Here is a 13,870-nt window from a genome sequence, read left to right as displayed (position 1 = left end):
CGATCATGAATAAGCCTTTGCTCGCAACGCTCTTTATCCTGATCGCCGCCCCCACATGGGCCAAGCAGCCTGTTGCCACGGGGTATGGCGGTGCGGTTGCTACGATTTCTGATCCCGCCAGCCAAGCCGCGATGCGTATTTTAAATGCCGGCGGCAATGCCATTGATGCCGCCGTAGCCGCAGCAGCCACACTCGGGGTGACCGATCCTTTCAGCTGCGGCGTTGGTGGCGGTGGCTTTATGCTGATTTATTCAGCCAAAGACAAAAAAGTCATCACCATCGATTCCAGAGAAACCGCCCCCGCCTACTTTAGCCCACAGGTTTTCCAAAAAAACGGCAAGGAAATGGAATGGGATGACGCCGTACCCACAGGAATTTCCGTCGGCATTCCTGGCACGGTGCGGGGCTGGCATGAGGCACTGTCGCGCTACGGCAGTATGGATCTGGCGCGGGTATTGCAGCCTGCTATTGCTGTGGCTGAAACCGGCTTTAAAGTAAGCCCAAATTTTTACCGGATTAACCAGCTTAACGAGGCAAAATTCGCCCGCTTTAGCTCCACATCTGCACTGTATTTACAAGACGGCAAAGCCCTGCCCATAGGCAGCACCTTTCGCAACCCAGACCTAGCCGCCACCTATCGCAGCTTGGGTAAGGGCGGCGTAAAAGCCTTTTATGAAGGCCCTTTAGCCGCGCAGATTGTACAGACAGTGAACACCCCGCCTGTCGTCAACGGTGTTTCGGTGCTCACAGGGCAAATGACGCTGAACGATTTAAAAGATTACGAGGCCCGCCTGCGCCAACCCATTCACTCTACCTACCGCGGGCTAGATCTCTACGGCATGGCCATGCCCTCATCGGGCGGCATAGCCATTGCCGAAGCACTCAATATCTTAGAAGGCTTCGATTTAAAATCCATGCCACGTGATCAGGTAGAGCACCTCTATCTAGAAGCAGCAAGGCTCGCCTTTGCCGATCGCAACGCCTATGTGGCCGATGGTGAATATACCGACGTACCCAAAAGTGGCTTGCTATCCAAAGCCTATGCTAGCGAGCGCGCCAAGCTTATCGATCTTAAGCAAACCCACGGCAAAGTAGCTGCAGGCGATCCATTCTTATACCAAGACGATCCATCGCACCCGTTACGCCCTAAAGCCGCCCTTGCCACCGAACCCGCCCACACCACCCACCTAACTGTAAGCGATAAGCAAGGCAACATTGTGGCTTACACCTTTACGATCGAAGACTGGGGTGGCAGTGGCATTGTTGTGCCAGGAAAAGGCTTTTTACTTAACAATGAAATGACCGATTTTGAATTCAGCAGCCCGCATCCAAACGTCCCTGAAGCAGGCAAACGCCCCCGCTCCAGCATGTCACCCACCCTCGCCTTTAAAAATGGTAAGCCTGTATTTAGCATCGGCTCCCCAGGCGGCTCCACCATTATCACCACCGTCTTACAAACCATCGTCAACCATATTGACCAAGGCATGCCACTAGGCGAAGCACTCGCCGCCCCACGCCTTAGCCAAAGAAACGGCGATAAAACCGAAGTAGAAACACTGCTGAAATTTGTTGGCAGCCCACAGGCTAAAGCACTCGAGCAATACGGCCATCAATGGCAGGAAAAAGACGAAATCGGCGCAGCCAACGGCCTGCAATTTAACCCCGACGGCAGCACCACCGCAGTCAGCGAACCGCTGCGCCATGGAGGCGGGAGTGCGATAGTGCAGCGGAAGTAATGTTGGGTAAGAAGCAGGATATAAAACACTTTTTATTAAAAGCACGAAAAACATAAAACACGCAGCCGCAAATGAAACATCAACAGACCCTAGCAGCCTGTCGGACTTAGACGGTCGAAGCGAAAAATCGCATGGTCGAGACCAGATTTTGCCGGATTTGCAGCTCCAATAACGAGTTATTGGTCAAAAATCTGGTGAAATATAGGCCGATCAGGTGATTTTGCAGCTGATTGATGCTAAGCCCGACAGGCTGCTAGGCCCCTCAACTTGGGCTAATCCAGCCCAAGTTGAGGCCGCCGCATAAGTAAAGCAAGCGCAAACCATAAATGGCAGCATCATTTTGTCGGCATCCGGACTGCGAACATTTAGATTTATGACATTACTTTCTAAAAAATTAGTAAATGAAAAACACAAAGGCTTTAAGTGTTACCTAACTTATTTTTGATCATTCTGTAAGGAACACAATTGACATGCAGATTATTTTCAATCTTTTTTCTACAAAGCCAAAAGCTACGCTGTTTGAAGTGGACACTATCAAATTAACTAGCTTTCAGCGGTTGGGTAATTCAAAGGTCGTTGCTGGCAGCGCGGCTGCACCGAAAAAACTAGAGGTATTACATACCCCGAAAACACAAGATAATAATTTGCTGGATTTGAAACAACAGCCCTCATCGACAGCATCATCTCATTCGTTACATACCATACTTGAATATCAACGCTGTTGACGCCGACCGAAAACTGACCCACCACAGCTAGTTCTGCCGATCCAAAATTGACCCAGGTGCTTTACTTATTCTGCTTAACTCTTGAGCAGAGGATAAAAGGTGATCACCATGGAAATGATGGGCAAAATCCGCAGGATGTATTTTCGCGATAATCTGTCGCTGCACGAAATCACCAAGCGCACGGGGCTGGCGCGTAACACTATTCGCGCTTGGGTTCGCAAACCCGCTGCCAAGGCTGAGCCGCAATACGTACGGCAGCGTAAGCCTGGCAAACTGACGCCCTATCATGCCACTCTAGAACAAGCCCTGACTGCCGACTCCTTCCGATCCAAGCAGAATCGTCGCACCGCCAAAGCCTTGTTTGAGCAGATTCAAGCTGAGGGTTATACAGGGGCTTACAGTGGCGTCACTGATTTCGTTCGTGCTTGGCGGGGCAAAGCCGGTAAGACCCCACAGGGTTTTGTGCCCTTGCAATTTGCTTTGGGCGAAGCCTTTCAATTTGATTGGAGTGAGGAGCATCTACTTATTGGTGGTATTTATCGGCGCATTCAAGTTTCCCATCTGAAATTGTGTGCCAGTCGCGCCTTCTGGTTAGTGGCCTATCCCAGTCAAGGGCATGAAATGTTGTTCGATGCGCATACTCGATCCTTTGCGGCTTTAGGGGGTGTGCCGCGCCGAGGCATTTACGACAATATGAAGACCGCTGTTGATAAGGTATTGAAAGGCAAAGGCCGGATCGTGAATGCCCGATTCTCGGTGATGTGCGCCCATTATTTGTTTGATCCCGACTTTTGCAATGTCGCCTCTGGCTGGGAAAAAGGCGTGGTTGAAAAGAATGTCCAAGATAGTCGGCGGCGAATCTGGCTGGAGGCGCAAAGCATCAAGTTCAGTACCTTTGACGCATTGAATGCGTGGCTGGCCGAGCGTTGTCGCGTCTTATGGGGCGTGCTCAGGCATCCCGAATTCAAAGGTCTGAGCATTGCCGAGATGTTGGAGCAAGAGCGTTTAGAAATGATGCCGATGCCGACCCCGTTTGATGGTTACGTTGAGCATCTGGCTCGGGTTTCCAGCACCTGTTTAATCACCGTCGCGCGCAATCGTTACTCGGTGCCTTGTGAATGGTCGCGGCAGCGTGTGAGTGTGCGCTTGTATCCCACGCAAGTTGTGGTGGTGGCGAATAATGAAATCATGGCCCGACATCAGCGGCTGACGGGGCAACAGCAGGTGAGCTTTGATTGGCTGCACTATATTCCGCTGATTGCCCGTAAGCCGGGGGCCTTACGCAATGGTGCGCCCTTTACGTCGATGCCTGCGCCCTTATTGCAGCTCAAGGAAAGGTTGTTACGGCGTAACGGGGGAGACAAGGTGATGGCGCAAGTGCTGGCCACGGTTCCGGTGGCGGGTTTGGATGCAGTACTGGTTGCGGTTGAGTTGGTACTGGAGTCAGGCGTCATCAGCATTGAACACATTTTAAATGTAGTGGCGCGATTGAATGACCCACCGTCCGCTATTAGCGCTGAAACGCAGCTGCAATTAGTAGAAGAACCGCAGGCGAACACCCAGCGTTACGACGGCTTGCGTGCAGCGAGCGAGTTCGACAGCGACCACGAGGAGTCGAGCCATGCATGAGATGAGTGTTGAACTCAAAGCCTTGCGCTTGCATGGGATGGCGGCCGCTTGGCTGGATCTGAAGAGCCAGGGCGGCCAGAGTATGGAAACGTGTGGCTGGCTGATTGAGCATTTATTGCAAGCAGAACACAGCGATCGTAAGGTGCGCTCGATTCAGCATCAAATGAGCGCAGCGAAGTTTCCCGTGCATCGTGATTTAGCGGGATTTGACTTTAGCGCGAGCAAGGCAGATCAAGCACTGGTCAATCAACTGGCGACATTGGCCTTTACCGACACGGCACAAAATACCGTACTGATTGGCGGCCCAGGCACGGGTAAAACACATTTGGCCACGGCGTTAGCGATCGGCGGGATCACGCATCACGGCAAGCGCGGCCGTTTTTATTCGACCGTGGATTTGGTCAATTTACTGGAAAAAGAAAAACGTGAAGGCAAAGCAGGTCGTATTGCACTCGCGCTGATGCGAGTGGATGTGGTGATTTTGGATGAACTGGGCTACTTACCCTTTAGTCAGGCCGGAGGCGCATTGCTGTTTCATTTGTTGTCGAAGCTCTATGAGCACACCAGCGTCATCATCACCACGAATCTGAACTTCTCGGAATGGTCGAGTGTATTTGGCGATGCCAAGATGACGACGGCGTTGTTGGATCGGCTGACGCACCATTGCCACATTGTAGAAACGGGGAATGACTCCTACCGTTTCCAGCACAGCAGCTTAGCAGCAAAAACGAAGATAAAACAAAGGGAGCAAAGCAGAAAGGAGGAAGCGCGTACCGAGGCTGAGCGGTTTTAAGCCGAACCTGAAGGCGTAAAAATAGCGGGTGAGTGGCCCGCTATTTGCTAGACTTATGCACAGTTGCTCCGATAAAAAGCAACGCTCGGCCCTGGGTCAAAATTCGATCGGCAGGGTGGGTCAAATTTCAATCGGCGTGAACATATCAACGCCATCAAATCACCGCGGCACAACAGGTATTGGTTGCTTTGGGTTTGTCATCAAGTACCGACGCCTCTGTGCTTGGTGGACTGTCCAAACAATTGGCTGCCACTGCGCTTCTGAAAACGGAGAGGGAAGCGACCAAAGCAGAGGTACTTAAAAGCAAACAATTGGGTAAGGACTTAACTAACCTAATTGCGAACGCATTAACGCGTCAAGGCATGCCGGCTAAAGTAGCGCTGTGTGAAGCCAAGGCAGCATTTGCTCAGGCGCGTTTGAAGCTACTCAACAGTCAAGACTGGCAAACCATTGAGACGAAATTTAAACATGGCAACCACGATTACGTCAGCACATTGGTGCCGGCAAGCAAAATGAAGTTGGGTAAGCATGATGTATTCCCTGTTAACTACGACAACAAAGGGGTGTGTTGTGCTTCAACAAAAGATACGACGCATGCTGCCAATTTGTGGACATCTGAAATACGCGAGGATGGCGGACAAGTCTTATACAAAGGTGTGCGTCACGCTATTTTATCGCCATATGGTTTGGCCGATAGCCCTAAAGAGCGCCAGCAAGGCACGTTGAATCGAGCGAGAGAGGTTGTGACTGCGGCGCTATTCTCGAAGCAAGAAATATTGCAGCGTGCGCTGAAAGGCGAAGAGGTCAGTTTGCGGCTGACTTCTTCGTCACTCGTAACGCCTGGTACGGGCGGTGAAGGCAAAATGCTAGATGACCAGATTACAGCGTGGCGTACGCTTTCTGAACAGCAGCAACCAATCAGCATGGATGTACGCAACGAGTCTGGTGAGTTGTGTACCGTAAAGCTGAATTTGGAGGTGGCTGCATTCAACTTCGGCGTCAACGAAGCCGCCCTCACGCTGAAGTTTGGGCAAGAACAATCAGATAAATATAACCTTGTCGCCATGCGCCAACTGTTGGGCAACAATTTAAGTCTTGATGCAAAGACCGAGGGGTGGGTGGGAGAGTATTTGAAGGACAATCCCAACAATCAAGCTCGCGTACAGGAATTAGTGCACCAACTTAAGGCAATATGGGCCGATAAGTCGCATCACCGCGATGGTGGCGAGCCTTATCAGGCGGCACAACGCGTAGCTATGCTTGCCTTTGAGATTGGCGCGGTGTCTTGCTTTAACTGTAAGAGTGGTAAGGATAGAACCGGCATGTTGGATGCGGAACTGAAGCGGGAGGCTATAGCGCAGCACCAAGGGCGTGGTTTGAACCAACCGGGTAGTCCTTTAGAAGACGTAGATCGCAGCCTGCTGCAGCAAGTATTAATGAATGGCGGCAATTTAGAAATACAAAAGTACAACACCGGCGCACCTGGCAACAAGGTAATGAAATCGTTGCCGTTCATGAATCTGTCTTATGCAAAGCGCATTGGCAACCCCGAAGTCTGGATGCAAACTCAAGGCTTATCAAGCATAGTCAAGTCGTAGAGGATTCGGAATGGAAAATTTGTTGTTGAGCCTATATGAGGCACTGGGGCTGGAGTTAGACGCAGAAGAACCTGTGCTGTGGGTGGATGAGGACTTGGCGATTTACTTCGACGAGACGGCTCAAGGGTTGGAAATGTGCTGCCCGCTGGGTGAACTGCCCAATGACATTGTTCAGTTAAAATGGTTACTTCAACATAACTATGCGTGCCCAGTGGTGTTGGCTGCTGACGCAGACAATACATTGCTGCTCGCTCTTTTACGGGCACCGATAGACAGTGAAGGAGGAGATTTACTTGCCTTACTGGAATTGTTGATCAACTCGACGCGTGCCCTACGTGATCAATTGGATTTGTCAAATCAAAGCCCCGCATTACACAATGACGAAGTTCGAAGAAATCATCAGAGGGCTAATTTTGCCCAACGCGCCAAACTAGGCTGAAAAGAAGGGAAAATGAACACAACGTCACGCTAGCCTGAAAATGTTGAGCATATTCAATCCCTGATTTTTACGTGCTATTTTGGCCTGCTGTACAGCACCGAAATATATTACAGAAGGAGGCAGTCACTTTTGCATGGCTTTGTTGCACAAATCGGCCAATCCTTACTGCTGTTAGAATGAACGCATGAGCACGCCTGAACCGAGCAAGTATACCCCCCATTAGAACGCCTATCACCCGGCCCTTAAATCGCACAAGTCACGGTCGGTTTGGTTTGTTGGTTTGATAAAAACATGCCATGGAATGCACTCCTATCGGGCAAGCGAGGACGGTAAGTTAAATTTAGCGATGCGGCCATTCAATTTTGCTTTTAACTATCAAGAGCCGATTAAATCTCACACTACGCCAAACAACAGGCTTGGTAGAAAGCTTGCTTCGACTCGCCAATGTAGCTTGGAAAGTACCTGATTCCAGCACAATCTGCCGACAAAAAAACACCTTAAGGTCGTCATCTAGGTACAAGAAAGCATGGGTGGCCTGCAATGATTGATCAACAGTACCGGCATTAAGATGCTGGGCGAAGGCGAGTGGAAAACTAAAAAACATGGCACCAAATATCGCTGGTAATACGCAAGGTTCATCAGGGTATTGATGCTGAAACCCTTGAAATACGCGCGATTAAAATTACGAGCAATGCGGTGGGCGATGCGCAAGTTTTGCCCTATTTGATTGAACAGCCCCCTGTTGATGCAGTACTGGTTTCCGTGCATAGGCAACTTAGATTCGATAGGCATGAAAAGTATGCTTTTCATGCCCAATCTTATCCACTGACGGGAGAGGGGAACTAGCTACTTAACTTACACATTCACATAATAACCATTCTGGTAAGTTTGAAACACACCGTTCTCCACCCGCCCGCCATACACACCATCATTCACATCAATCACCGTCGGATTATTTAAGCCCGCTAATAAGTACTGATATGGCCCAGGCAAATTATCATTCCACATCTCAGTTTGACCAATCACTACCACATGGGTATAGGCACCCAACAAGGTAATTGCGGCATTTGCTGCTGCGTTATCAAACGCACTATCAGTATTCGAAAACATGACCAAATGCACGCCAGTCACATTGCCTGCCTTTCTAGCAATCAAGCCGATACATGAGGTGAAGTTTGAAAATCGAATCTCAGCAGCGCCGCCATACTCTTGCTCGGCAATACTCATGACGTTTGCTGCTTGGGTAAAATTGTAGGACATGCTTTTCTCCAGTAAGTTAAATGACTTGTGCGGCTTGCTGCAAATGCTAATGCTAATGCATTCTTGTGTAACAGTTTACGCTTAGCGCTTAGCATATAAGACCTGTTTTGACGGTGAATGCTCCCTTGTGGGTAAAGACGTCTGACTACGCTGGTTGTGAACAAAACTGAGCCAAGCAGGCTTTTTAGCTACGCTTAGTGTGTGGGCAAAGCGATAAAGATGGGTATTCTGATAGTGCATACGATACGAAAGGTTGCTACGCGGCGATTGCTCAACGCAACGCAGCCCCCATCATTCCGACACCGGAAAACGAGCACCCGTGGAAAGAAGATACGTGGGGTGCACAGGCGAGAAACGAGTCGCTGCTCGCCACGAGGCACTTAAGGTCGAGCGCTGTGGAAAAACGGGAGTAGCTATCAGCGCCGGAGCTTGGTTGAAACCAAAATGCGCTGTTTCAAACTGCTTGTCGAGCGAGTGATAGCCAGAGACGATGTGCGTGGCGTAAATCCGAATGGAGTTTGGGGCGATTCGTTCTTAAATTGATTTATCACCAATAAAAGCATCCAATCCAATTCCCCAAACCTCGCAATTAGCCATTTGATACAAATACAGCGCAGCAAAGTTGAAGGCCATAGGCCTGCCACAAATCAAGCCGCAGCGTCGCACTGCTTAGAAAGCATTTAGAGGACGATAAATACGCAGTTATCACCGCTGATTCTTTATAAATAACTATCACATTACTTCTAAGCCCCTGAGCTCTGCTAAAATCCAATCCTTGCGCTAAGCAATGAGCACCTAAGGGCCTAGCCCCATCAACAAGGATTCAATCATGACGTACGTAGTGACCGACGCCTGTGTGAAATGCAAGTACACAGACTGCGTTGATGTATGCCCAGTGGACTGTTTTAAAGAAGGCCCAAATTTTTTAGTGATCGATCCCGATGAATGCATCGATTGCACGCTTTGCGTTGCAGAGTGCCCAGTCGAAGCCATTTATGCCGAAGACGATGTCCCTGCAGATATGCAAGATTACATTGAGCTAAACGCAGAGATGTCCAAAATATGGCATACCATCGTCGAGAAAAAAGACCCACTTCCCGATCATGAAACATGGTCTACAGTGAGCGGAAAGTTTGATCAAGTTGAGCGTTAAGCACACTTAATCTTGCGTAATGCTTGAGGTCTGCCAGCTTATCCGGTATGATCCGCCCCTCTTAACAACCCTTGCTTGACCGTAGTCGCACGCGGCAGGCTTAACATCCATAAGGAGATGTCATGCGACATTACGAAATCGTATTTATCGTGCATCCGGATCAAAGCGAACAGGTTCCAGCGATGATTGATCGCTACAAGACCCTGATCACAAACGGTGGCGGTGCTATTCACCGCCTTGAAGACTGGGGCCGTCGTCAGTTAGCTTACCCGATCCAAAAGATCCACAAAGCTCACTACGTCATGATGAACGTTGAAATCAGCCAGCTGATTTTGGACGAACTCGAACACGCCTTCAAATTCAATGATGCTGTTCTGCGCCACATCACTTTGCGCACAGAAACTGCTGTTGTTGAAGCTTCCCCAATGATGAAGGAAGAGAAGTCCAAGTCCCTGACTACAGCTGCTGCCGAAGGCACTGCTGAAGCCTAAGGTACGCTTAACGTAGCGAAGCACACTTGTTTCGCGATCGTTGCACCGGACTACTAAATTGGACAAACGTAACCGAGTACTCATTGACGGTACCGTTATAAAACGAAGCGAATTACGCCACACCCCTGCAGGGACGCCCGTTTTAGAAATCGTGATCACTCACCTTTCTGAGCAGCTTGAAGCAGGCAAACACCGCAAGGTGGAGTGTGAAGTGTCCGTAATGGCACTGGGTGATATTGCCGTAAGGCTTGGCCCTATCACGATAGGACAACGCCTAGCCAGCAAAGGTTTTATCGCCGCAAAAAGTAATCGTTATCGTCATGAGCTTGTGTTGCATCTCGAAGAATTTGAATTGTTGAATTGAGGTTTATCATGTCGCGTCACCTATTCAAGCGGAAAAAATTCTGCCGCTTTACCGCTGAAGGCATTGCCCACGTGGATTACAAAGATATTGCTCTGTTAAAAGACTTTATCTCTGAAAATGGCAAGATCATCCCTGCCCGTATTACTGGTACAAAAGCTAAGTTTCAGCGCCAATTGTCTGAAGCCATCAAAGTAGCTCGTCTGCTTGCGCTTCTGCCATACACCGACCAACACTAAGCGAGAGGAATAAAAATGCAAATCATTCTGCTCGAAAAAGTAGCAAACTTAGGTGGTCTTGGTGATGTGGTTACTGTTAAAGACGGTTACGCACGTAACTTCTTAGTACCACAAGGCAAAGCAAAGCGCGCAACAACTGCTAACTTGGCTGAGTTTGAAGCTCGTCGTATTGAGCTTGAAGCACGTCAAGTCGCCATTATTGCTGCTGCAACAGAACGCGCAGCTAAGCTGGAAGGTACTGCAGTTTCTATCGAACAAAAAGCCGGTGTTGATGGCCGTCTATTTGGTTCAGTGAGCACACAAGATATCGCCGAAGCATTCGTTGCTGCTGGCTTTGAAGTGGCTAAATCTGAAGTTCGTCTGCCTGAAGGTCCTTTCAAGCAAATCGGCGAATACGAAGTTGAGCTTGCTCTACACCACGACATCGTTGCTGCAGTTAAGGTAACGGTTGTTGGCATTAACTAATCCTCGCGATTAATTAATCCCATAAAAAAACGGCGATCCTAGGATTGCCGTTTTTTATTGCCTCCACCATAAGACTCCCCACCATAAAACCAAGAACTCATCCCCCTCTTTTTTCTAATTTGCACTCGTAGCTCAACAACACCCTCCCTTTTTCATCGACACTGTCTAGCTTTACCGAAAACCCCCACAGCCGAGAAATATGCTTCAACACCTCGTGCACACTATTGCCTAATGGCCTGCGTTGATACTGATAATGCCGCAAGGTTAATGATCTATCCCCCTGAGTATTTGCCTCGTACACTTGGATATTGGGCTCACGGCCAGCCAGATTATATTGCCCCGCTAATTTGTGCCTAATTTCACGATAACCATCCCCATCATGAATGGCTGCAACTTTTAATTTAGGCAAATAATCATCATCCAAAATTGCAAACAACCGAAACTCTCTAATTAACTTAGGTGAAAGGTACTGCAAAATAAAGCTTTCATCTTTAAAATTACGCATTGCAAAATCAAGGGTTTTTTTCCAATCTGTATTCACCAGATCAGGAAACCATGCAGCGTCTTCAGCAGTAGGCTCTTCACAAATACGACGCAAATCTCTAAACATCGCAAAGCCTAAAGCATAAGGATTAATCCCATTAAACCATTTGCTTGTCACGGGCTGCTGAAACACGACATTAGTATGGCTATGCAAAAACTCCAGCATAAAGGCATCATCCACCAAACCCTCATCATAGAGTTGATTCAATAGCGTGTAATGCCAAAAAGTAGCCCACCCCTCATTCATCACTTGAGTTTGCCGCTGCGGATAAAAATATTGCGCTATTTTGCGAATAATCCGCACAATCTCTCTTTGCCATGGCTCTAATAGCGGGGCATATTTTTCAATAAAATACAGTAAATTCTCTTGCGGCTCAGAAGGAAAACGATTCTCTTCAAAAGACTTTTCCTCCTGCATGCGTTTAGGTAATGTGCGCCATAACTCATTGATCTGCGATTGCTGATAGGCTTCCCGCTCAGATTGCTTCGCCCGCTCCAATGAAAGTGATAATTTTTGTGGGCGTTTATATCGATCAACACCGTAATTCATCAGCGCATGGCAAGAATCAAGCAATTCTTCGACCTTATCATCGCCGTAGCGCTGCTCACACTGTGCAATATAATTTTTAGCAAACACTAAATAATCGATAATGGCCGATGCATCCGTCCAGCTTCTAAAGAGATAATTCCCTTTAAAAAATGAATTATGCCCAAACGCCGCATGCGCAATAACCAGCGCCTGCATAGTCATGGTGTTCTCTTCCATTAAATACGCAATACATGGGCTTGAATTAATTACAATCTCATAAGCCAAGCCCATTGCGCCGCGCTGATATGACTTTTGAGTCGACAAAAAATGTTTACCATAACTCCAGTGGTTATACATTACCGGCATACCCACCGATGCATAGGCATCCATCATTTGCTCAGCAGAAATCACCTCTAATTGATTAGGATAAGTATCCAAACCAAACTGCTTGGCGACACGCGCTATTTCTCGATAATAATCATCAATTAGCTCAAAGGACCATTCCGACCCCGTTGAAAGCAGCTTCTTTGATTTGGCTTTTTTTTGGCGCGTATTGGTATTCATGCTCCACTCCTTGCGCTCACTTTTTTAAATAGCTCTTTAAAAATAGGCCAGATTTCAGAGGGGTTACGAATACGCCGCATAGTAAAATGCGCGTGCTGTTCAGCCACTTTCTCGTATTCAAACCATAGGTTTTGAGGCTCCCCTTCAGTGATTTCAACATAAGCATAATATTGCAGCAGCGGCATAATCTCCGCATTGAGCATTTGCCGGCATTGCGGTGAATCAGAATCCCAATTGTCACCATCGCTAGCTTGTGCCACATAGATGTTCCAATCCGCATCAGGATAGCGCTCATCAATAATTTTCTTGGTGAGTTTTAATGCTGATGACACCACAGTCCCACCGGTATCCCTAGCATGGAAAAAATCATGCTCATTCACTTCCGTGGCTTGGGTGTGGTGGCGAATGAATACCACCTCTATTTTCTCGTATGCGCGCACCAAGAATAAATACAGCAAAATAAAGAATCGCTTAGCGATATCTTTTTTTGCCTCATCCATAGAGCCAGATACATCCATCACGCAAAACATCACGGCTTGCGTAGTCGGCCTAGGTACCCGAATACGATTGGTATATTTCAAATCAAAAGGGTCGATATAGGGAATACATACCAACTTAGCTTTTAATTCACGAATAATTGCCTGCAGCGTTTGCACCTCTTTTGAACGCTCGCCTTGTGTTTCCAACAACTCATCTAGCTGCTCTTGAACCGTATTGAGCTCTTCAAGCGGCCCAGCTGATAGCGCAATCCGCCTTCCCAATGCCGCACGCAAACTGCGCAACACATGAATATTGGTGGGTGTGCCATCAGAGGTAAAGCCCGCCCTCACGGGCTTCATCACCATACTTTGCTTCAATTGGGTTTTAACCAGATTGGGCAATTCAAGATCATCAAAGAAGAATTCTAAAAACTCTTCTTTGCTTAATTCAAATACAAAATCATCCTCCCCATCCCCACCATTGCCCGCACCGCCATTACCTCCTGCACCATCGCCCCCTGAAGGGCGCTCAATTTCATCGCCTCGGCTATAACGATCATTACCAGGGAATACACGTTCCCAAACGCCTCCTTGTGCGTGAGCAAAACCTGGCTCATTAATATCTTTAACAGGAATAGAGACTTTCTCTCCGCGCTCAATATCGGTAATGGATCGACCATTCACCGCTTTAGTGACCGCTTCTTTGATTTGCCCCTTAAAACGGCGTAGAAATCGCTCCCGATTTATCGCCGACTTATTTTTACCATTCAAACGTCGATCAATCATATGGATCATTTTGCAACTCCAGTGAGGAGTGAGACGCAAGAGGTGCTTGAGCATAATGCTCAAGCACAACTCTTCTGCTC

Annotated in this window: 15 protein-coding genes and 1 pseudogene; 12 read left to right on the top strand and 4 right to left on the bottom strand. The window is 48.2% G+C overall.

All coding sequences use genetic code 11. The features are described 5' to 3' along the window. Nucleotides 1–5: 5 nt before the first annotated feature. The 6 genes from ggt (at nucleotide 6) to C1H71_RS17400 (ending at nucleotide 6,920) form a co-directional block, all read left to right on the top strand. Entirely contained in the window at nucleotides 6–1,736 is a 1,731-nt protein-coding gene (ggt, locus tag C1H71_RS17425; protein WP_130107689.1) for a gamma-glutamyltransferase, read from the top strand. Between the two features lie 470 nt (nucleotides 1,737–2,206). Beyond that, nucleotides 2,207–2,461, top strand: coding sequence for a hypothetical protein (locus C1H71_RS17420; protein WP_130107688.1), 255 nt, complete (start codon nucleotides 2,207–2,209; stop codon nucleotides 2,459–2,461). A 108-nt stretch (nucleotides 2,462–2,569) separates the two neighbouring features. Next, nucleotides 2,570–4,090, top strand: a complete 1,521-nt coding sequence (gene istA / locus C1H71_RS17415; RefSeq protein ID WP_130104993.1) for an IS21 family transposase — start codon at nucleotides 2,570–2,572, stop codon at nucleotides 4,088–4,090. Next, complete coding sequence (istB, locus tag C1H71_RS17410) at nucleotides 4,083–4,883, top strand: IS21-like element helper ATPase IstB (protein ID WP_130104872.1); 801 nt, start codon at nucleotides 4,083–4,085, stop codon at nucleotides 4,881–4,883. The genes istA and istB overlap by 8 nt, the downstream gene beginning before the upstream one ends. 194 nt (nucleotides 4,884–5,077) lie before the next feature. Beyond that, nucleotides 5,078–6,481, top strand: coding sequence for an inositol phosphate phosphatase SopB (locus C1H71_RS17405; RefSeq protein ID WP_188053379.1), 1,404 nt, complete (start codon nucleotides 5,078–5,080; stop codon nucleotides 6,479–6,481). Nucleotides 6,482–6,491: 10 nt separating this feature from the next. Then, entirely contained in the window at nucleotides 6,492–6,920 is a 429-nt protein-coding gene (locus tag C1H71_RS17400; protein ID WP_130107686.1) for a hypothetical protein, read from the top strand. Between the two features lie 340 nt (nucleotides 6,921–7,260). Here C1H71_RS17400 and C1H71_RS22120 read toward each other — a convergent pair whose 3' ends face one another. Together C1H71_RS22120 and C1H71_RS17390 are read right to left on the bottom strand one after the other, a co-directional pair. Continuing rightward, complete coding sequence (locus C1H71_RS22120; RefSeq protein ID WP_445351639.1) at nucleotides 7,261–7,524, bottom strand: hypothetical protein; 264 nt, start codon at nucleotides 7,522–7,524, stop codon at nucleotides 7,261–7,263. 251 nt (nucleotides 7,525–7,775) lie between these two features. Next, nucleotides 7,776–8,180: a hypothetical protein gene (locus C1H71_RS17390; protein ID WP_130107685.1), complete on the bottom strand. Its 405-nt coding sequence runs from the start codon at nucleotides 8,178–8,180 to the stop codon at nucleotides 7,776–7,778. A 230-nt stretch (nucleotides 8,181–8,410) separates the two neighbouring features. Between C1H71_RS17390 and C1H71_RS21635 the strand changes: the two are divergent. The 6 genes and pseudogenes from C1H71_RS21635 to rplI form a co-directional block, all read left to right on the top strand. Further along, nucleotides 8,411–8,684, top strand: a pseudogene (locus tag C1H71_RS21635) (IS5/IS1182 family transposase); the annotation flags it as partial. A gap of 325 nt (nucleotides 8,685–9,009) precedes the next feature. Next, nucleotides 9,010–9,333, top strand: a complete 324-nt coding sequence (gene fdxA / locus C1H71_RS17385) for a ferredoxin FdxA (protein WP_130107684.1) — start codon at nucleotides 9,010–9,012, stop codon at nucleotides 9,331–9,333. A 122-nt stretch (nucleotides 9,334–9,455) separates the two neighbouring features. After that, a complete protein-coding gene (rpsF, locus tag C1H71_RS17380; RefSeq protein WP_130107683.1) occupies nucleotides 9,456–9,824 on the top strand; it encodes a 30S ribosomal protein S6 in 369 nt (122 codons plus the stop codon). A 58-nt stretch (nucleotides 9,825–9,882) separates the two neighbouring features. Next, nucleotides 9,883–10,188, top strand: coding sequence for a primosomal replication protein N (gene priB / locus C1H71_RS17375; RefSeq protein WP_130107682.1), 306 nt, complete (start codon nucleotides 9,883–9,885; stop codon nucleotides 10,186–10,188). An 8-nt stretch (nucleotides 10,189–10,196) separates the two neighbouring features. Beyond that, complete coding sequence (rpsR, locus tag C1H71_RS17370; RefSeq protein WP_046351876.1) at nucleotides 10,197–10,424, top strand: 30S ribosomal protein S18; 228 nt, start codon at nucleotides 10,197–10,199, stop codon at nucleotides 10,422–10,424. Nucleotides 10,425–10,439: 15 nt separating this feature from the next. Then, the gene (gene rplI / locus C1H71_RS17365; RefSeq protein WP_130107681.1) at nucleotides 10,440–10,889 is read left to right on the top strand and encodes a 50S ribosomal protein L9; all 450 of its coding nucleotides are present in this window, start codon (nucleotides 10,440–10,442) and stop codon (nucleotides 10,887–10,889) included. A 97-nt stretch (nucleotides 10,890–10,986) separates the two neighbouring features. Here the strand turns inward: rplI and C1H71_RS17360 are convergent, their stop codons facing one another. Together C1H71_RS17360 and C1H71_RS17355 are read right to left on the bottom strand one after the other, a co-directional pair. Continuing rightward, nucleotides 10,987–12,525 carry a SpoVR family protein gene (locus C1H71_RS17360; RefSeq protein WP_130107680.1) on the bottom strand — a complete coding sequence of 513 codons (1,539 nt, stop codon included), beginning with the start codon at nucleotides 12,523–12,525 and terminating at the stop codon, nucleotides 10,987–10,989. After that, complete coding sequence (locus tag C1H71_RS17355; protein WP_130107679.1) at nucleotides 12,522–13,799, bottom strand: YeaH/YhbH family protein; 1,278 nt, start codon at nucleotides 13,797–13,799, stop codon at nucleotides 12,522–12,524. The genes C1H71_RS17360 and C1H71_RS17355 overlap by 4 nt, the downstream gene beginning before the upstream one ends. Between the last annotated feature and the right edge of the window lie 71 nt (nucleotides 13,800–13,870).

Source organism: Iodobacter fluviatilis (assembly GCF_004194535.1).
Taxonomy (GTDB): domain Bacteria; phylum Pseudomonadota; class Gammaproteobacteria; order Burkholderiales; family Chitinibacteraceae; genus Iodobacter; species Iodobacter fluviatilis_A.
Note: the sequence above shows the minus strand (reverse complement) of the source record. Positions and strands in the feature narration are given on the sequence as shown.